Consider the following 17,669-nt stretch of genomic DNA (forward strand, 5'->3'; position numbering starts at 1 on the left):
TCGGCGGCATCATGGCAGGGGCCGCAATGGCTCGACGGTTTTTCGGGGCAGGCCTAGAATGATCACTTCATTTTCTGGTTGAGTGCTCATGCTTCCCGAATGTCAGCTGTTCGGCACCCTTGGATGCCATCTCTGTGAAGTAGCCGAAGCCATGTTGATGGAATTCGTCGAGCGCGGCCTGCTGGTGGAGCTGGTGGATATCGCTGACGATGAAACATGGTTCGCAGCCTACAGCCTGCGAATTCCGGTGTTGCGGCGAGTCGATACCGGTGCTGAACTGGGCTGGCCTTTCAGTGCCGATCAGGTGGTGGCGTTCCTGGGTTGAGCGGTTTTTGCGTTGGTGGCATGTCCCGCCTGTCGAACTTTACGATTGATCCCCTTGGCTTATTCGGTGTTGATCGGGTACTGTATGCGTATACAGTTATTCGAAGTGCCTGTCTTGCCGTTCCTGATTTTCGGGAGTGAGCAGGCAAGCCCGGGCGTGAGAGGGATGAATCGTGGTCAATGTCGAACAGTTGAAGAATAGCGTGAACCGGATGTCCGCGGACGTCGTGCGCGAGGCTGTCCTTGAGTTGCGCCTGGATGGTCTGGTGACCGAGGGGAAAACGCCCTTCAACAAAACGCATTTCAATACCTGTTTCGCAGAAATCGAAGCCTTGTTTCAACGCGCGGGTTATCACCGGCAACTCGATGTCGTGGGTTATCAGGGATTGTTGTACGCCCTGTATGATCCCGCCCGCTGGGAGGCGGTCGATGTACTGCGCTGGCTCAAGGAGTACACCGAAGCGGCGGCGCGCGCGCAGATCACGGCTTGAGGAATCTTAGGGGGCGTTCTCAATTAGTTTTCACGCCGCGCCGGGAAAACTAATTGAGAACGCCCCCTAGGTTCGTACCCTTTGCTGTTGGATAATGCCGCTCTGCACTGAGGTTAGAGCTTTCGTATGTCCACTTCTTCTTTTTCCGCGGCACACAGTCAGGCCAGTACGCTCTACTTGCCACCTGGCCCGTGGCAGACCGTTGTCGATTGCCTGTGTGAGCATTTCAGCGCCATCGGTCGTGAACAATGGCTGGACAGAATTGCCCGTGGCCGGGTCCTCGATGGGCAGGGCATGCCGATTGCCCTCGACCTGGCCTACAGGGAAGGTTTGCGGATTCATTATTTTCGCGAAGTGCCGGATGAAAAACCGATCCCGGTGATCGAGTCGATTCTGTACGCGGATGAGCATCTGGTGGTCGCCGACAAGCCGCATTTCCTGCCGGTGACCCCGGCTGGCGAATACGTCGAACAAACGCTGCTCCGGCGCTTGATCCGTCGCCTGGACAATCCGCACCTGGTGCCATTGCATCGCATCGACCGGCACACCGCGGGGCTGGTGCTGTTTTCCGCCAATCCGCAGACCCGTTCGGCTTATCAGGCGTTGTTTCCAACCCGGCAGATCGAAAAGCGCTACGAGGCCATCGCAAAGGCGCTGCCCGGCCTGGCTTTTCCGTTGGTGCATAAAAGCCGACTGGTCGATGGCGAACCGTTCTTCCGCATGCAGGAAGGCCCGGGTGCCAGCAATACCGAGACGGCGGTCGAAGTCAGGGAGAAACTGGGGGAGCTCTGGCGTTATGGTCTTTACCCGGTGACGGGCAAGAAACATCAGCTACGGGTACATATGGCGGCGTTGGGAGCCGCTATCTGCAACGACCCGTTTTACCCCGAGGTGCTCAAGGATGCGCAGGATGACTACGCCAATCCTTTGAAGTTGCTGGCTCAGGGGCTGAAGTTTATCGATCCGGTCACGGGCCAGGCGCGTGAGTTCGAGAGTGAAATCACCCTGCAATGGTGATCGGGACGCGATCCTGAAGCGCTGTTCTCCAGGCATGAAAAAGCCCGCATCAAGCGGGCTTTTGTGTATCCGGCGGCGTCGGGATTACAGCTCCTTGACGGTACGAACCTGATCTTTGTTGATGCGGGTCTGCTTGCCGTCGAGCTGTTCGAATTCGTAGAAACCGGAATCCTTGTCGAATTGCGGCGTGTCGACGGCCTGGATTTCGCGACCGTCATTCAAGGTGATCACTGTAGGCGATGCACAACCGGCGAGGGTGGCAAGGCCCAGTGCGAGCATGAAAGTGGCGAGGGTCCGTTGAGTCATGAGTTGTGTCTCCGAATAAGAATTCTGTGGTTGCTGAACTTGAGACGTGCAGCGTCCGCGCAAGTTCCTGATCGATATCAGTCTGACACAGTGTCATGACCGCTTAAAAGTTCCGGCGTGTTGAGATTTGCCAGCCGAGGGTCGTTGTCGGGGCATTGCAGCGCGGTCGCGCCGAGATTGCGCATCAACCGGCCAGGGCTGCGCTCACCCTCGTTCCAGGCATTTTCGAATGCTGCCCTGTGTAGCACGGGAATCACACACAACAACGGCTCCCAGTGGTGATCATGCCGCACCATCAGCGGCTTGTCCGGATGCAGGTTGGCGGCCTCGCGCATATTGCCGATCAGCGCCGCATCAATGCCCGGAACGTCACAGGGCATGACCAGCAGATGGGTATGGCGAGCAGCTTTCAGGCCTGCGCGAATACCGGCCAGCGGCCCGGGGAAGTCACCTTCATCATCGTGGACCAACTGGTCGGCGTAGGGGGCGTACTTCTCAGGGTTACGATTGCAGGAGATGATCAGGTCATCGGTCAGCGGGCGGGTCTTGCGATGCAGATGCACAATCAGCGGTTCGCCGTGCCAGTCCAGCAACCCTTTATCCCGCCCCCCCATACGTTGGCCGCGGCCGCCCGCCAGGAGCAGAATGGAGCAGGGTGGCAATTGTGAATTCGTGGTCATGGCAAGCCTCCATGGGGGCGGCGAAAAAACGGAGCGCTGTGATATAACACCGGGCTGTTTCTCCTACAACTGGACGAGCCTATGAAAGCCAAGGCTGATGTACCTTTCGCACCGCTGAATATTGCAGTGCTGACTGTCAGCGATACCCGCACACTGGAAACCGACACCTCAGGTCAGGTCTTTGTCGACGGCTTGACCGCTGCCGGTCATTACCTGGCGGCCCGGGTGTTGCTCAAAGATGACCTGTACAAAATTCGCGCGCAAGTCGCCAACTGGATTGCCGACGATGTCGTGCAGGTGGTGCTGATCACCGGCGGCACCGGTTTTACCGGACGTGACAGCACGCCGGAAGCCGTTGCGTGCCTGCTGGACAAACAGGTCGATGGATTTGGTGAGCTGTTCCGCCAGATTTCGGTTGCCGATATCGGTACCTCGACCGTTCAGTCCCGGGCGTTGGCCGGTCTGGCCAACGGCACGCTGGTTTGCTGCTTGCCGGGCTCGACCAATGCTGTGCGCACCGCTTGGGACGGCATTTTGGCCGAGCAGCTGGATGCGCGGCATCGGCCGTGCAATTTCGTGCCTCATTTGAAACAGGCCGCGCCTTGTGAATCCCGTGGGTAAGCCTGGCAAGTCTGGCAGCCTGATGCCTGTCGAGCAGGCGTTGGCGCGCTTGCTGGAAATGGCCGAGGCGTCAAGGATTGTCGAGCGTGAACGCTTGCCGTTGGCGCAGGTACAGGGGCGTGTACTGGCGCAAGATCTGGTATCGACGCTTGATCTGCCGCCCTGGCCCAACAGTGCCATGGATGGTTATGCCTTGCGCACGGTCGACTGGACGGGAGAGCCGTTACCGGTCAGTCAGAAGGTGTTTGCCGGCCAGGCCCCCGATCCGTTGCAGCCAGGAACCTGTGCGCGCATTTTCACCGGAGCGCCTGTTCCCGCCGGTGCCGATTGCGTCGAGATGCAGGAGAACGCCGAGGTTCAGGCCGATGAGCGAGTACGTTTCACTCAAGCCTTGACCCAAGGCCAGAACATCCGTCCGCAAGGCCAGGAAACCACTGTCGGTGAGCTGATTCTGCCAGCAGGTACGCAGATGGGGCCGATCGAGCAAGGATTGGCTGCTTCCCTGGGATGCGCTGAGCTGGAGGTGGTTCGAAAGGTGCGCGTGGCGGTGCTGTCTACCGGCGACGAGTTGATTGAGCCGGGGCAGGCGCTGGGGCCAGGACAGATCTACAACAGCAACCGGGTGTTGTTGTGCAGCTGGTTGCAGCGTTTGGGGTGTGAGGTCGTCGACGCGGGAATTCTGCCGGACAATCTGGAAACCACTCGCACCCGATTAGGTGAGTTGAAAGATGTCGACCTAATCCTCTCGACCGGTGGCGTATCGGTGGGGGAAGCCGATTTTCTGGGCATCGCCTTGCGCGAGGAGGGCGAACTGACGCTTTGGAAACTCGCCATCAAGCCCGGTAAACCGCTGACGTTCGGGCATTTTCGCGGTGTGCCGGTGATTGGCTTGCCGGGCAATCCCGCATCGACCCTCGTGACCTTTGCCTTGTTGACCAGGCCCTATCTCTTGCGCCGTCAGGGGGTAATGGACGTTGAGCCGCTGAAGGTGCAGGTGCCGGCAGGGTTTGACTGGCTCCAGCCAGGCAATCGGCGTGAGTATTTGCGCGGACGGCTGGAAAGCGGCAGGGCGACGATCTACAAAAACCAGAGTTCCGGTGTTCTGCGCAGCGCTGCCTGGGCTGATGGACTGGTAGAGGTCCTGGAAGGGCGCACGCTGGCTCAGGGCGATAGCGTTTTCTTCATTCCGCTGAGCGAAGTCCTGAGCTGATAGCTTCAGCGGCTTTGTCACACAAGACCCGGTTGATTGAGTCGGGTCTTGTGTGGGAGGGCACTCAATGGGCCAGAAGCAATGAAATGACCTGCTCGAAACGGCTATTGGCGATCCAGCCAAGGAGACAGAGGATCACGGCTGTTCCGCAGGCGGAATAGACAAGCCGGTGCCTGATGGATTTGACGTCATCCCGGGCTTCTTCAATGTCCCGGCGTATGCACTTGAGGTGTGTTTCCAGCTCGGTGACGCGAGGTTCCATATCAATTTCTCCCGTGGCTTTTGTGCTGTTGCGGCATTCAGCTCGATGGCCTGTATTTTTGTTATCTGCGAGCGGCAAGACCAGGATGGCCGGTGATGCGAGGTTTTGGTGTTGCATGGCACGTCCTTGTGATGTCCAGCTGGATCCTCAAAGTCTACCAATTCAGATTTTCGGTCAATTGAGCCGATTCCTAACGTTTTGTAAGAAAAGTCCTGCCGTGTGGGGGCCAAGGCTTTCCGACTGGAAATAATTCGATTTCTGGCGACTTTTACCGGAGCCTTCGCGGTCAACATCTCCCAGATGCCATTCAAACCGGGAGTGAGTAATGAGCGATCGCAAGGCGCTATTGATTCTGCATGGCAAGCAAGCGCTCAACGAGGCGGTTCGCACCGCCGTCGAAAGCCAGCGTGAGCGAGGTCGGGAGCTGGCTGTTCGATTGACCTGGGAAGCCGGCGATGCGCAAAGGCTGGTGGGCGAAGCGTTGGCGGCCGGGTATCGATACATCATTGCCGGCGGTGGCGATGGCACCTTGCGCGATATTGCCGAGGCTATGGCGGAGCATTCGATAAAAGCCAGCCTGGTATTGATGCCGCTAGGTACCGCCAATGATTTTGCGCGTGCGGCGGGTGTGTCCCTGGAACCCGATCAGGCGCTGGAGCTGCTCGATAGCGTGCCGACTGCCATTGATCTGGGGGAGGTTGATGGGCAGATATTCCTGAACATGGCCACCGGTGGGTTCGGCAGTCATGTCACAGCGAACACCCCGGAGGATCTGAAGAAAATCCTCGGCGGTGCGGCGTATCTGTTCACCGGCTTGTCACGCTTCAATGAGCTGCATACCGCGTACGGTGAATTGCAGGGGCCGGACTTTCACTGGCGAGGCGATCTGCTGGCACTGGGCATCGGCAATGGTCGGCAGGCCGGAGGCGGGCGGGAATTGTGCCCGCAGGCACTGGTTGATGACGGTTTGCTGGATATCAGCATCCTGCCGGCACCGCAGGAGGTGGTCAGTACTTTGAAAAACCTGCTGACCGAAGGCTTTGGCATCGACAGCATGTTTGTTCGGGCGCGCCTGCCCTGGGTCGAGATCAAGGTTTCGGAAGGGTTGTACATCAACCTTGACGGTGAACCGCTGGAAGGGGACAGCCTGCGTTTCTCGGTTCGCCCGGCGGCTTTACTCGTGCATCTACCCGAGAATTCGCCGTTGTTACGCGACAGTGAAGTGCCTAGTCATCGAGGCTGATGATTTGTTCACGCACGGCAAACAACACCAGGCCGGCCACATCGTAGATCTGCAAGCGCTTCATGATCTGCGAGCGGTGGGTTTCGACGGTCTTGACGCTCAACCCCAGGCCGTTGGCGATCTCTCGGGTGGATTTTCCGCGAACGATCAACCGCAGGATTTCCAGTTGGCGTGCCGTCAGGTTGTGCGAGTCGGCAGGTTCGGGTGGGTGCTTCTGGTTTCGGGTCAGTGCCTGAGTGATCACCGTGTGGGCAATGGCCGGGCTCAGATAGCGCTCGTTGTTGCGCAAGGCTTCCAGCGCGTGCTCGAGTTCGGTCGCCGTGGTGTCCTTGAGCAGGTAGCCATGGGCTCCGGACTCCAGCGCCTGCATGATCAGGGCAGGGTCGGTGTGCATCGAGAGGATCAGGACCTTGCTCTGCGGGCGCACCCGCTTGAGTTGCTGCAAGGCTTCGAGGCCGCCGGTCTGGCGCATCGAAATATCCAGCAGGATAATATCCGGGGACAGACGCCCAACCATTTCGAGCAGCTGCGAGCCGTCACTGGCCTCACCGATGACGGCATAGCCGGGCAGATCCATTACCAGGGCGCGCACGCCAGCCCTGATCAGCGAGTGGTCATCCACCAGTAGTAAGTTACAAGTCAATGCATAACCTTATTCGAACTGGCCCGTTCGAGCGCACGGGGCGCCCAGGGAAAAAGAGCTTCGATTTGAGTGCCTTTGCCCGGCTCGCTGGTAACGGTCAGTGTGCCGCCCAGTTGATCGATCCGTTCCGACATCCCGGCCATACCGCGCTGCCCTTCACGACCAGGGTCTGTTGCGGGCGCGAAACCCTGACCATCATCGCTGATCTGCAACTTCAGGCCTTGAGGCAGGCGCTGCAGGCATACCAGCAGGTTCTTGGCCTGGGCATGTCGCAGGATGTTGGTGACCGCTTCCTGGGTAATACGGAAAGCTGCCACGGCCATTTCCTCCGGTATGCCGGTCAGGCGCTGCTGGCATTCCAGGCTCCAGTGCACCGGGGTGTTGGCCAGGGTCTTGAGCAGGTGTGCCCGCAGACTGGCTTCCAGCCCAAGGCTGGTCAACTGCCGGGGATTGAGAATGGCGGATACGTCACGAACTTTGGCCAGGGTTTCTTCCAGCGTGTCGCAGAGGACCGCGCATTGTCCCTGGAGCTCTTCGGGCATCCGGCGTTTGAGCCAGTCGCTTTGCAGTTTGGCAGCGGTCAGCAATTGACCGATGTCGTCATGCAGTTCGCGGCTCAGCCGGTGACGCTCGTTTTCCTGGACCTGCAACAGCCGGTCCGCCAGTTCCTGAGGCTGGAATTTGATCGATTTGCGCGAGAGGCAGTACTGCACGGCAACACTGGTCAGCGCGGCAACGTTGAGCACCAGCAATGACAGGGGCAACGGAATGGACAAGCCATGGACCAGCAAACTGCCGAGGGTCGAGCAGGCACATAGCAACAGCGTGAATAGGCGTGCATTTGCTCGGGAGGGTGGCCACGTGGCGATTGACTTGAGGCTGGCGTGCATAGCGGATGGAGCCAATGGATGTTCGCTGCGGGCTGACCGGTCATGCTGGCTGACAGGCCCCTGTTTTTTTAATGTGGAGCGCCGAGGAGTTCAGCTGCGAACTGCAGCGAGCTGTATTCGGCTGCGATCACACTGCCATTAATTGGCGTCAACTAACAGGCGGCATAGTAGCACTTAAGATACCGTTGGTCGCGTCCGTATGTATGTCCGAAAAGTCAGGAATCCAGTCGTTTTGACGATGCTTCCATAATGGAACAAGTGGGTTGTTACCGTCGAAAAATGCCGGTTGTTTAAATGCGTCGCTTATAGCTACGAAATATTCATTTGCGACATGTGCGCACTCAAGTTACAGCGCGGTATTGATAACCAAAACACGCCATGCGGCATGGTTTGGCAAGTTCAGGCCTGTCGCTCTGAATAGGATACGAGGGTGAAGGGCCTGGAGTTGACAGGTGGTTGAAACCGGCTTTGCCCGACCTGAAAGGCAAAGGCTTCGATCAGGGTGACCTGCTCGCTGTCGTCGAGACTGAGCTGTCCGGTGGTCTGGTCGATGAGCTCGAGTTGCCAGGCAACCAGGGTCAGGCAGTCTTTCAGGGCACTCAGCGCCTCGTCGTGCAGACACATGGTGTTCTGTGCGTGGTTGAGCAGGCCATGAATATGCAGAGAAAATTCAGACACGGCCGCCAACGCCAGGGCATCAGCCTTGTTGGCCAGCTTGAGCAGTGTGCTGAGCAAACAGTCGATGGCGTCCTTGTCATTGCTGATCAACTGCAGATGACTCAGGCATTCCTCGGTTTTAGCCAGGAGTGTTTCAGCCTCGACAAGAAACCCCGTGAGACGCTGGGCCCACTCTTTACGGTCGTTCGGCATACTTATCTCCACAACGTCATGTCAAATGAGGGGATATCGTGTGTGTCGACGAGGGCGGTCGGAACTCCGGCATTACCGAGTCGTCGGATGAACGAGTAGCGGCTGGCCCGGAAGCAGGCTGGGGAACACGAGAGGGTGGTTGGCCACTGACTTGCGATCGCACACAAAAGCCTGACTCCGTTCATGCAATGAGAATGGCGTCACATTAATGGCTATCGGATATTGCGAATATCAGGTTGCGCCTGATTATTGATAGGGGAATCCCTTACGCAGTGGAACTTTTCGCTCGAACAATGGTCGCGGGGCGCAGAAGTGCAGCAGATGTAATCACCGCGCCAGTAAAGCATGATGTTAATGTGACATCAATGGCTGGGCGTGGCATTTTAGAGAGAGTCAAGCTTCGGCAAAAACAGCCGATAACCTTCCTTGAGTGAATTCATCCGAACAAGACCTGGAGTCATTGATGGCCGGCATTCTCGACACGGTAGACCAACGCACGCAACTGGTGGGTGAGAATCGCCTGGAAATTCTCATGTTCCGGCTCGCCGGACGGCAATTGTTCGCGATCAACGTCTTTAAAGTACAGGAAGTCCTGCAGCTGCCAAAGTTGACGCTGATGCCGCAGCGGCATCCTTTTGTGTGCGGCGTGGTCAACCTGCGTGGCCAGACCCTGCCGGTGATCGACCTTTCCCAGGCCATTGGCATGCGCCCGCTGGTGCCGGGGCCTGGCAGCACGATTATCGTCACCGAATACAACCGTTCGGTTCAGGCCTTCCTGGTCGGTGGCGTGGACCGGATCGTCAACATGAACTGGGAAGCCATCCTGCCGCCCCCGAGCAGCGCCGGCCGCCAGCACTACCTGACGGCCATCAGCAAGGTCGATGATCAACTGGTGGAAATCATCGACGTCGAAAAGGTTCTGGCCGAAATCGTCCCGTACAACGCCAAAGTCTCCCGCGACAAGCTCGAAGATCCGGTGCTGGAACGCGCCCGTGGCCGTGAGGTGCTGCTGGTGGATGACTCGAACGTGGCCCTGGCGCAATTGCGCGATACCCTGGGACAGCTGGGCGTGAAGATGCATATTGCCAGCGACGGGTTGAAGGCCTTGAACATGCTCAAGGCCTGGGCTGATACCGGCGTGGACATGACCGAAAAACTGCTGATGGTCTTCACCGATGCGGAAATGCCGGAAATGGATGGCTATCGCCTGACCACCGAGATCCGTAACGACCCGCGCCTGCGCGGCTTGTACGTGGTGCTGCACACCTCGCTGTCCGGCAGCTTCAACGACTCGATGGTGAAGAAGGTCGGCTGCGACAATTTCCTCTCCAAATTCCAGCCGGACAAACTCGTCGACGTGGTGCGCCAGCGTTTGATGCTCGACGAAGTACCGGCCTGATCAGGCCATGGTCAACCTGTAGGATGTAGGAGCGAGCTCGCTCGCGATGGTCTTGAACGATAACGCGTAAACCGGAGCCCAGCGGCGTCCTTGGGTTTTTCGCGAGCGAGCTCGCTCCTGCAGGGTTTTTGCACTTTGATTCGCTGACCAAGCTCGTATAGGGTGGCGTTTTTACCTACCAGGGAGCTGGCCATGTTGCGTCTGAGCGCGCTGTATCGTTATCCGTTGAAATCCGGCAAAGGCGAGGTCTTGCAGCAAGTCGGCCTCGACAAGCTGGGGCTGGACGGCGATCGACGCTGGATGCTGGTGGATGAGGCCAGCGGGCGTTTCCTGACCCAGCGTGCGGTGGCGCAGATGAGCCAGTTGTCGGCGCTGTGGAATGCCGAAGGTGGCTTGACCCTCAGCGCGCCCGGCCATTCGCCGATCGACATTGCCTTGCCCGGTAGCGATGCACAACTGCGTGGCGTGACCATCTGGCGCGACACCTTGCGTGTGCCGGATGCTGGCGACGCGGCAGGTGCCTGGGTCAGTGAGTTCATCGGTAAACCGACGCGTCTGGTGCAAGTGCCACTGGAGCGTGCGCGTACTACCGAGGCGGGTTACGGCAAGGATGACGACCAGGTGGCGTTCGCCGACGGCTATCCGCTGTTGCTGATTGGTCAGGCCTCCCTCGAGGACTTGTCGCAACGGGTCGGGCGTCCGTTGGAGATGCTGCGTTTCCGGCCGAACCTGGTGATCGAAGGCAGTGCAGCCTTCGCCGAGGACGGCTGGAAGCGTATCCGTATCGGCGAGGTCGAGTTCCGCGTGGTCAAGTCCTGTTCACGCTGCATCCTGACCACCATTGACCCGCAAACCGGGGAGCGCAGCGATGATCGCGAACCCTTGGCCACCTTGCAGAAGTATCGCTCGCAGGCAGACGGTGCAATGTTCGGCCAGAACCTGGTCAACGACGGCAACGGACGACTCGAAGTCGGCATGCCGGTGGAGATCCTCGAGTAATTTTGCGCAGAATAAAAAATGCCCGTGTCGAAAAACACGGGCATTTTTTATTGCAGTGAAGCCTGCGGGTTTTAGCCGCGGTATTCGCACAGGTAAGCGGTGTCGACGGCGACTTTCAGCTGGAACTTGCTGTTGGCCGGCACGTTGAACTGGCTGCCGGCGGCGAAGGTTTCCCAGTCGCTGCTGTCGGGCAGTTTGACGGTCAATGCGCCGCTGACCACGTGCATGATTTCACGCTGGCTGGTGCCGAATTCGTACTCGCCCGGAGCCATGACGCCGATGGTCGCTGGACCTTCTGCGGTGCCAAAGGCGATCGACTTGACGGTGCCGTCGAAGTACTCGTTGACTTTAAACATGGGCGATTCCTCGAAAAGGGCTAAAAAGGGCCGGCCAGTATGCACAAGGCCCTTGGCGTCGTCACCTGTCTAAAGCGGCAGAACCAGCGGCAGCAGGCGTGCGGTATTGCGCGCATCTTCCAGCGCCCGGTGTTGTTGGCCGTTGAACTGCAAGCCGGCCAGTTGCAACGCGCCGTTTAATCCCAACGGACGTTCCAGGCGCCTGGCCTTGGCAAAACGCTGTTTGAGGTTCATGTGCGGTACGTTGGCCAGCATGCTGGCGAGTCCCAGTTGCTGCCAATCCTGAAGCAGTTGTTTGCGATCGTAATCGCCCCAACTGGCCCAGCCCTCAAGTCGCGTGTGGTGTTGGCCGAGCCAGCGTTCGAACGCCGGCCAGACTTCGCCCAGCGGTTGCGCGGCATCGATGTTGGCTTGGGTGATGTGCGTCAGCTCGCGGCAAAACGGCGTCAGCAACGGCCGCCGAACAGGGCGGACGAAGCGCTGGAACTGGTCCAGTTCACGCCCCTTGCGGTCCACCAGAGTGGCGCCGATTTCAATGATTTCCATATCTGTTACGGGCCATCCACCCTCATCGGTGGTGGCCTCCAGATCAATGACCAGCCAATGAGGCATTGCAGGGTTCCTGGTATCCGCGTCCTGATAGCTTTGAGCGTAGCCAAACCCGGCGGTTCCGCCTAGCGCCTTATTCGACCTCCAATAGAATCTGCCGGTTTTTCACCTGATCCCCGACTTTGACTTGCAAGCGCTTGAGAACACCGTCGATTCCCGATTTCAATGGGTGCTCCATTTTCATCGCCTCCAGTACCACCAGCAGTTGGCCCTTGGTCACCTGGCTGCCTTCGTTGACCAGGACGTCGACAATCGCCCCGTCCATCGGTGCCTTGAGGGTGCCGGAGCTGACACTGGCCTGGCCGGTAACCTGCGCCTGGGTGCGATCCACGAACTGCAGACTGCCCGGTCGGGTAAACAGCCAGAGACGCCCGGCCTCCAGGCGATAAGCGTGGCGTTGGCGAACGCCTTCGATTTCCAGGGTGGCCCAGCGTCCGTCGCTGTGGATGATCTTCAGTTCGAGGCTGCGCTCGGCGACTTGAATGCGTAACGGCTCGCCCGGGATCGCCTGCAACGCTACCGGCCAGTCCTGATCCTCAAGGCCGATGCGATAGTGCAGCGGCACGCTGGCGTTGTTGCGCCAACCGCCAAGCGGGGACAGGTGAGCCTGCGCCGCAGCCTGATAGAACAGGGCGGCGGCAATGGCCAAGTGGTGCGCGCCAGGGGTTTCGGGATGCAGGCAGGTGTGATCGGTGAAGTGCTGCGCGATGAACCCGGTACTGAAATCACCGCTGGCGAACTTCGGATGTTCCAGCAGGCTGGCAAGCAGGCGTTGATTGCTTTTCAGCCCCAGCAGCACGCTGTCTTGGACCGCCCGCAACAATTTGCGACGGGCTTCTTCGCGGGTGGCACCGTGAGCGATGAGCTTGCCGAGCATCGGGTCGTAGAAAGGGCTGATGACCTGGCCTTCGATCAGGCCGTGGTCGATCCGCACGCCGTCCTGCAATGCCGGTTCCCAGGCCACGACGCGCCCGGTTTGCGGCAGGAAACTCTGGGCCGGGTCTTCGGCATACAGGCGCACTTCCATGGCGTGGCCCGTGAGTTGCACCTGTTCCTGACGCAAAGGCAGCGGTTGCCCTTCGGCGATGCTCAACTGCCAGGCCACCAGATCCAGCCCGGTGATCAGTTCGGTCACCGGGTGCTCCACTTGCAGCCGGGTGTTCATCTCCAGGAAGTAGAACTGCCCGCGCGCATCCAGCAGAAACTCCACGGTGCCCGCGCCGACGTACTTTACCGCTCGCCCGGCCTTGAGCGCCGCTTCGCCCATGGCCTGGCGCAGCTCGGCGGTCATCACCGGGCAGGGCGCTTCCTCGATGACTTTCTGATGCCGGCGTTGCACTGAACAATCACGCTCGCCGAGGTAAATCAGGTTGCCATGCCGGTCACCGAACAGCTGGACCTCGACGTGACGGGGTTCGACCAGTGCCTGTTCGAGGATCAGTTCACCGCTGCCAAAAGCGTTCAGGGCTTCGGAGCGCGCGGTGCGAATCTGTTCCAGCAAGTCGCTGGCGTCGTGCACCAGGCGCATACCGCGTCCCCCGCCGCCGGCGCTGGCCTTGATCATCAACGGATAGCCGATGCGCTCGGCTTCACGGCCCAGGGTGGCATCATCCTGCCCGGCGCCTTGATAGCCGTTGATGCACGGCACACCGGCTTCGATCATGGCGATTTTCGACAGGCGCTTGCTGCCCATCAGTTCAATGGCCTCGGGGCTGGGGCCGATGAAGGTGATCCCAGCGTCCCTGCACGCGAGGGCAAACCCGGCGTTTTCCGAGAGGAAACCGTAGCCCGGATGGATCGCATCCGCGCCCGTGCGCCGGGCTGCGTCGAGGATGGCCTGGATGTTCAGGTAAGACTGTTGCACCGGGGCCGGACCGATGTTGACCGCCTCGTCGGCTATCCGCACGTGCAGTGCATCGGCGTCAGCGTCGCTGAACACGGCGACCGTGCGATAGCCCAGCGCCTGGGCCGTGCGCTGGATGCGGCAGGCGATTTCACCGCGGTTGGCGATGAGGATTTTTTTGAGTCCGGGCATGGGTAGGCTCTCTGATTTTTAGCGGTGTCTGGTCGGGCCTCATCGCGAGCAAGCTCGCTCCCACAGGGTTTATAAACGACATAAATCCAAGGTGGGAGCGAGCTTGCTCGCGATGCTTTTCAGGAGGCCCACCCCGGTTTGCGTTTTTGCACGAAGGCCATCGTTCCCTCGATGCCTTCGGCTCCGGTCACCGCTTCGCTGAACCATTCGGCAGCCTGATCCAGTAGGGCATCGGAGGGCTGACCCGCACTTGCGAGCAAGAGTTTCTTGGTCGCCGCATTCGCCCCCGGCGCGCAACACAACACATGGGCCAACACCTCATCGAGACGCTCGGCCAGGGCCTGCGGATCATGTTCGACAAAATGCACCAGGCCCATGCGCCGTGCCTGGTGGCCATCAAAACGCGCCGCCGTCAGGGCCAGGCGCCGGGTCTGGGTCAAGCCGATGCGTTGCACCACGAACGGTACGATCTGGGCCGGCAACAGGCCGAGGCTGGTTTCCGGCAGGCCGAATTGCGCCTGGTGATCGGCCAGGGCGATATCGCTGACGCAGGCCAGGCCGAGACCGCCGCCGAGCACCGCGCCCTGCAGCACGGTAATCACCACTTGCGGAGCGTGTTGCACTTCTTGCAATAGCGCGCCGAACACCCGGTTCAGATCCCGGTGCGCAGTTGGGCCTTGAGCGCGGGCGTTGGCCATGTCCTTGATGTCACCGCCGGCACAGAAGTGCCCGCCGACGCCGCCGATCACCAGTGCGCGAACCCCTGGTTTATCGCGTACCGCGGCCAGCACCGAGCGCAACTCGGCGACCATTTGCAAGCTCATCGCATTGCGGCTTTCGGGGCGGTTGAGGGTGATGTGCAACACGCCGTTGTGCAGCTCCAGCAGCAAAGTCTGGCAAACCGGCAGGCTGTTCATTTCTTTTTCCCCGGCAGAATGCCCATGAGTTTGCAGATGATTCCCAGCATGATTTCGTCGGCGCCGCCGCCGATCGACACCAGCCGTACATCGCGGTAAGCCCGGGCTACCGGGTTGTCCCACATGAAGCCCATGCCGCCCCAGTATTGCAGGCAACTGTCACTGACTTCGCGGCCCAGCCGCCCGGCCTTGAGCTTGGCCATGGAGGCCAGGCGCGTGACGTCCTGGCCTTTGATGTATTGCTCGGTGGCCTGATAGACCAGCGCCCGCAGGCATTCGATTTCGGTTTGCAGTTCCGCCAGGCGGAAGTGGATCACCTGATTGTCGATCAGCGCGTTGCCGAAGGTTTTGCGCTCCTTGCAGTATTCGATGGTGCTGTCGACGCAGTACTCCAGGCCCTTGATCATGTTGGCCGCGCCGAACAGGCGTTCCTCCTGGAACTGCAGCATCTGCATCATGAACCCCGCGCCTTCATGACCAATGCGGTTGCGCTGCGGTACACGCACGTTGTCGAAAAACACCTGGGCGGTTTCCGAGCTGCGCATGCCGAGCTTGTCCAGGTGCGAGCTCAAGCTGATGCCCGGTGTGTTCATCGGCACCATGATCAGCGACTTGTTGATGTGCGGTTTGTCGTCCGAGGTGTTGGCCAGCAGGCAGATAAAGTCGGCGCTCGGCGAGTTGGTGATCCACATCTTGCTGCCGTTGATCACGTAGTCGTCGCCGTCCTTGCGCGCCGTGGTTTTAAGCCCGGCAACGTCAGAGCCGGCGCCGACTTCGGAGACGCCGATGCAGCCGACCTGCTCACCGCTGATGGCCGGGCGCAGGAATTCCTCGCGCAGTTCATCGGAACCGAACCGGGCCAGCGCAGGCGTGCACATGTCGGTCTGCACGCCGATGGACATCGGAATGCCACCGCAATGGATGGTGCCGAACTCTTCGGCGGCGACGATCGAATAGCTGTAGTCGAGCCCCATGCCGCCGAATTTTTCCGGCTTCGAAATACCCAGCAATCCGAGGTCGCCGGCCTTGCGGAAGATATCGTGGATGGGGAAGCGCCCGGCCTTTTCCCATTCCTCGACATGCGGGTTGATCTCGTGCTCGACGAACTGGCGAACGGTGCGGCGCAGTGCTTCGTGTTCCTGGGTGAAGATCATTTTTATTGTTCTCCTGATAGTCGGCTTAGAACCGCGCCACACCGAAACTGTTGGCTTGCAATGGCCGCACCTCGGCCTCGTGACAGATATCCAGCAAGTAACCCAGCAAGGTCCGGGTATCGCGCGGGTCGATCAAACCATCGTCCCAGAGGTTGGCGCTGCCATAGAGCGCCGTGGACTGGCTGTCGAGTTTCTGCGCGGTGACCTGTTCGAGCATGTCGAGCATTTTCGGATCGGGCACCAGGCCGTCCTTGGCCTGTTTGGCCTCGGTGACGATGCGCAGCACCTTGCCCGCTTGCGCGCCGCCCATCACGGCGGTACGGCTGTTGGGCCAGGCGAAGATGAAACGCGGGTCAAGACCGCGACCGCACATCGCATAGTTGCCCGCGCCGTAGGAGCCGCCAACCACGATGGTCAGCTTCGGCACCCGGGCGTTGGCCACCGCCTGAATCATCTTCGCGCCGTGCTTGATCACGCCTTGCTGTTCCGATTCGGTGCCGACCATGAACCCGGTGGTGTTGTGGAAAAACAGTAGCGGCGTCTGGCTCTGGTCGCACAGCTGGATGAACTGTGCGGCCTTGCTCGCGCCTTTTGGCGTGATCGGGCCGTTGTTGCCGATGAAGCCACAGGCGCGGCCCTGAATTTTCAGATGACCGCACAGAGTCTGCTGATCGAATTCGCCCTTGAATTCAAGAAAGTTCGAAGCGTCGGCGAGGCGGGCGATGATTTCGCGCGCGTCGTAGGGTTTTTTCGGATCATCCGGGATCAGGCCCAGCAGTTCGTCGATGGGGTAGAGCGGCTCCTCCCAGCGACGTTCGGGGAGTGGAGGCAACTGTTCGTTCCACGGCAACAGGCTGATAATCTCGCGTACCTGTCGCACGCCATCGGCGTCGTTTTCAGCCAGGTATTCGGCGGTGCCGGCGGTTTGTGCGTGCATCTCGGCACCGCCCAATTCTTCATCGGTGGCGACTTCGCCGGTGGCGGCTTTGAGCAGTGGCGGGCCGGCGAGAAACAGCTTGGCCTTGCCACGCACCACCACCACGTAATCCGACAGCCCCGGCTGATAGGCACCACCCGCCGTGGCGGAGCCGTGCACCACGGTGACCTGCGGCAACCCCATGGCCGACATCCGCGCCTGATTGGCAAAGCTGCGCGCGCCTTCGACGAAAATTTCCGCCGCGTAATTGAGGTTGGCGCCGCCGCTTTCGGCGAGGGTGATCACTGGCAGTTTGTTTTCCATGGCGATCTGTTGCAGGCGCAGGGATTTCTTCAAGCCGCTGGGGGAGATGGTCCCGCCCCTGATCGCGCTGTTGTTCGCCACCACCAGTACGCGCACGCCGGACACGTAGCCGATACCGGCGATCAAGCCGCCACCGGCGGAGCTGCCATCCTTGTCGTCGTGCAGCTTGTAGCCGGCCAGGCTGGCCAGTTCGAGAAACGGTGCGCCGGGGTCCAGCAGCAGGTTGAGGCGCTCGCGAGGCAACAATTGGCCGCGTTTTTCGAACTTTGGCCTGGCTTCGGCGGCCTTGTTCAGCAGGTTCTGTTCGAGCACGCGAACTTGTTCGATGGCGCTCAGCATCGCCGCACGGTTCTGGGCGAACGACTCGCTGTGGGGGTCGAGTTGCGACTGAATCACCGGCATG

At 59.9% G+C, this 17,669-nt stretch carries 20 protein-coding genes; 8 read left to right on the top strand and 12 right to left on the bottom strand.

From position 1 onward, the window contains the following. Nucleotides 1-88 precede the first annotated feature (88 nt). The 3 genes from ABIE16_RS03980 (at nt 89) to ABIE16_RS03990 (ending at nt 1,832) form a co-directional block, all read left to right on the top strand. On the top strand, nt 89-325 hold the full coding sequence (locus tag ABIE16_RS03980) for a glutaredoxin family protein (protein WP_057713838.1): 237 nt from the start codon (nt 89-91) through the stop codon (nt 323-325). 172 nt (nt 326-497) lie between these two features. Continuing rightward, nucleotides 498-815, top strand: a complete 318-nt coding sequence (locus ABIE16_RS03985; RefSeq protein ID WP_102672095.1) for a transcriptional regulator — start codon at nt 498-500, stop codon at nt 813-815. A 126-nt stretch (nt 816-941) separates the two neighbouring features. Then, nucleotides 942-1,832 carry a pseudouridine synthase gene (locus ABIE16_RS03990; RefSeq protein WP_218494470.1) on the top strand — a complete coding sequence of 297 codons (891 nt, stop codon included), beginning with the start codon at nt 942-944 and terminating at the stop codon, nt 1,830-1,832. Between the two features lie 84 nt (nt 1,833-1,916). On the opposite strand, the gene ABIE16_RS03995 is transcribed toward ABIE16_RS03990, so the two are convergent. After that, nucleotides 1,917-2,138: a YgdI/YgdR family lipoprotein gene (locus ABIE16_RS03995; RefSeq protein WP_007994800.1), complete on the bottom strand. Its 222-nt coding sequence runs from the start codon at nt 2,136-2,138 to the stop codon at nt 1,917-1,919. Between the two features lie 77 nt (nt 2,139-2,215). Next, on the bottom strand, nt 2,216-2,818 hold the full coding sequence (gene mobA / locus ABIE16_RS04000; RefSeq protein WP_057713841.1) for a molybdenum cofactor guanylyltransferase MobA: 603 nt from the start codon (nt 2,816-2,818) through the stop codon (nt 2,216-2,218). Between the two features lie 81 nt (nt 2,819-2,899). On the opposite strand from mobA, the gene moaB reads away from it, so the two are divergent. Continuing rightward, nucleotides 2,900-3,439, top strand: coding sequence for a molybdenum cofactor biosynthesis protein B (moaB, locus tag ABIE16_RS04005; protein WP_090457038.1), 540 nt, complete (start codon nt 2,900-2,902; stop codon nt 3,437-3,439). Then, nucleotides 3,423-4,649: a molybdopterin molybdotransferase MoeA gene (locus ABIE16_RS04010; protein WP_218494471.1), complete on the top strand. Its 1,227-nt coding sequence runs from the start codon at nt 3,423-3,425 to the stop codon at nt 4,647-4,649. The genes moaB and ABIE16_RS04010 overlap by 17 nt, the downstream gene beginning before the upstream one ends. Before the next feature lie 64 nt (nt 4,650-4,713). Here the strand turns inward: ABIE16_RS04010 and ABIE16_RS04015 are convergent, their stop codons facing one another. Further along, a complete protein-coding gene (locus ABIE16_RS04015) occupies nt 4,714-5,028 on the bottom strand; it encodes a hypothetical protein (RefSeq protein WP_224795438.1) in 315 nt (104 codons plus the stop codon). Between the two features lie 208 nt (nt 5,029-5,236). Here ABIE16_RS04015 and yegS point away from each other — a divergent pair, with 208 nt between their 5' ends. Continuing rightward, nucleotides 5,237-6,154, top strand: coding sequence for a lipid kinase YegS (yegS, locus tag ABIE16_RS04020; RefSeq protein WP_218494472.1), 918 nt, complete (start codon nt 5,237-5,239; stop codon nt 6,152-6,154). On the opposite strand, the gene ABIE16_RS04025 is transcribed toward yegS, so the two are convergent. From ABIE16_RS04025 to ABIE16_RS04035, 3 genes are all read right to left on the bottom strand, one after another. Next, complete coding sequence (locus ABIE16_RS04025; RefSeq protein WP_150812306.1) at nt 6,138-6,797, bottom strand: response regulator; 660 nt, start codon at nt 6,795-6,797, stop codon at nt 6,138-6,140. The genes yegS and ABIE16_RS04025 overlap by 17 nt on opposite strands. Further along, nucleotides 6,794-7,687 (bottom strand): sensor histidine kinase, encoded by an 894-nt coding sequence (locus ABIE16_RS04030; protein ID WP_057713846.1) that lies wholly within the window; start codon nt 7,685-7,687, stop codon nt 6,794-6,796. The genes ABIE16_RS04025 and ABIE16_RS04030 overlap by 4 nt, the downstream gene beginning before the upstream one ends. A gap of 399 nt (nt 7,688-8,086) precedes the next feature. Continuing rightward, nucleotides 8,087-8,557, bottom strand: a complete 471-nt coding sequence (locus ABIE16_RS04035) for a hypothetical protein (protein ID WP_057713847.1) — start codon at nt 8,555-8,557, stop codon at nt 8,087-8,089. A gap of 463 nt (nt 8,558-9,020) precedes the next feature. On the opposite strand from ABIE16_RS04035, the gene ABIE16_RS04040 reads away from it, so the two are divergent. Both ABIE16_RS04040 and ABIE16_RS04045 read left to right on the top strand, forming a co-directional pair. Continuing rightward, nucleotides 9,021-9,956, top strand: coding sequence for a chemotaxis protein CheV (locus ABIE16_RS04040; RefSeq protein WP_007973464.1), 936 nt, complete (start codon nt 9,021-9,023; stop codon nt 9,954-9,956). 192 nt (nt 9,957-10,148) lie between these two features. Next, nucleotides 10,149-10,955 (top strand): MOSC domain-containing protein, encoded by an 807-nt coding sequence (locus tag ABIE16_RS04045; RefSeq protein ID WP_218494473.1) that lies wholly within the window; start codon nt 10,149-10,151, stop codon nt 10,953-10,955. Nucleotides 10,956-11,026: 71 nt separating this feature from the next. Here ABIE16_RS04045 and ABIE16_RS04050 read toward each other — a convergent pair whose 3' ends face one another. The 6 genes from ABIE16_RS04050 to atuC all read right to left on the bottom strand — a co-directional run bounded on the left by ABIE16_RS04050 (nt 11,027) and on the right by atuC (nt 17,668). Continuing rightward, nucleotides 11,027-11,311, bottom strand: a complete 285-nt coding sequence (locus ABIE16_RS04050) for a pyrimidine/purine nucleoside phosphorylase (RefSeq protein WP_007940055.1) — start codon at nt 11,309-11,311, stop codon at nt 11,027-11,029. A gap of 69 nt (nt 11,312-11,380) precedes the next feature. Beyond that, complete coding sequence (locus ABIE16_RS04055; protein ID WP_057713849.1) at nt 11,381-11,923, bottom strand: exonuclease domain-containing protein; 543 nt, start codon at nt 11,921-11,923, stop codon at nt 11,381-11,383. Between the two features lie 70 nt (nt 11,924-11,993). Beyond that, nucleotides 11,994-13,955, bottom strand: a complete 1,962-nt coding sequence (locus ABIE16_RS04060) for an acetyl-CoA carboxylase biotin carboxylase subunit (RefSeq protein WP_218494474.1) — start codon at nt 13,953-13,955, stop codon at nt 11,994-11,996. A 119-nt stretch (nt 13,956-14,074) separates the two neighbouring features. After that, entirely contained in the window at nt 14,075-14,872 is a 798-nt protein-coding gene (locus tag ABIE16_RS04065) for an enoyl-CoA hydratase/isomerase family protein (RefSeq protein ID WP_218494475.1), read from the bottom strand. Further along, nucleotides 14,869-16,026 (bottom strand): citronellyl-CoA dehydrogenase, encoded by a 1,158-nt coding sequence (gene atuD / locus ABIE16_RS04070; RefSeq protein ID WP_057713852.1) that lies wholly within the window; start codon nt 16,024-16,026, stop codon nt 14,869-14,871. The genes ABIE16_RS04065 and atuD overlap by 4 nt, the downstream gene beginning before the upstream one ends. 25 nt (nt 16,027-16,051) lie before the next feature. Next, on the bottom strand, nt 16,052-17,668 hold the full coding sequence (gene atuC / locus ABIE16_RS04075; protein ID WP_057713853.1) for a geranyl-CoA carboxylase subunit beta: 1,617 nt from the start codon (nt 17,666-17,668) through the stop codon (nt 16,052-16,054). Nucleotide 17,669: the final 1 nt, after the last annotated feature.

It is taken from the genome of Pseudomonas sp. 2725, from assembly GCF_050434585.1.
Lineage (GTDB): Bacteria > Pseudomonadota > Gammaproteobacteria > Pseudomonadales > Pseudomonadaceae > Aquipseudomonas > Aquipseudomonas jessenii.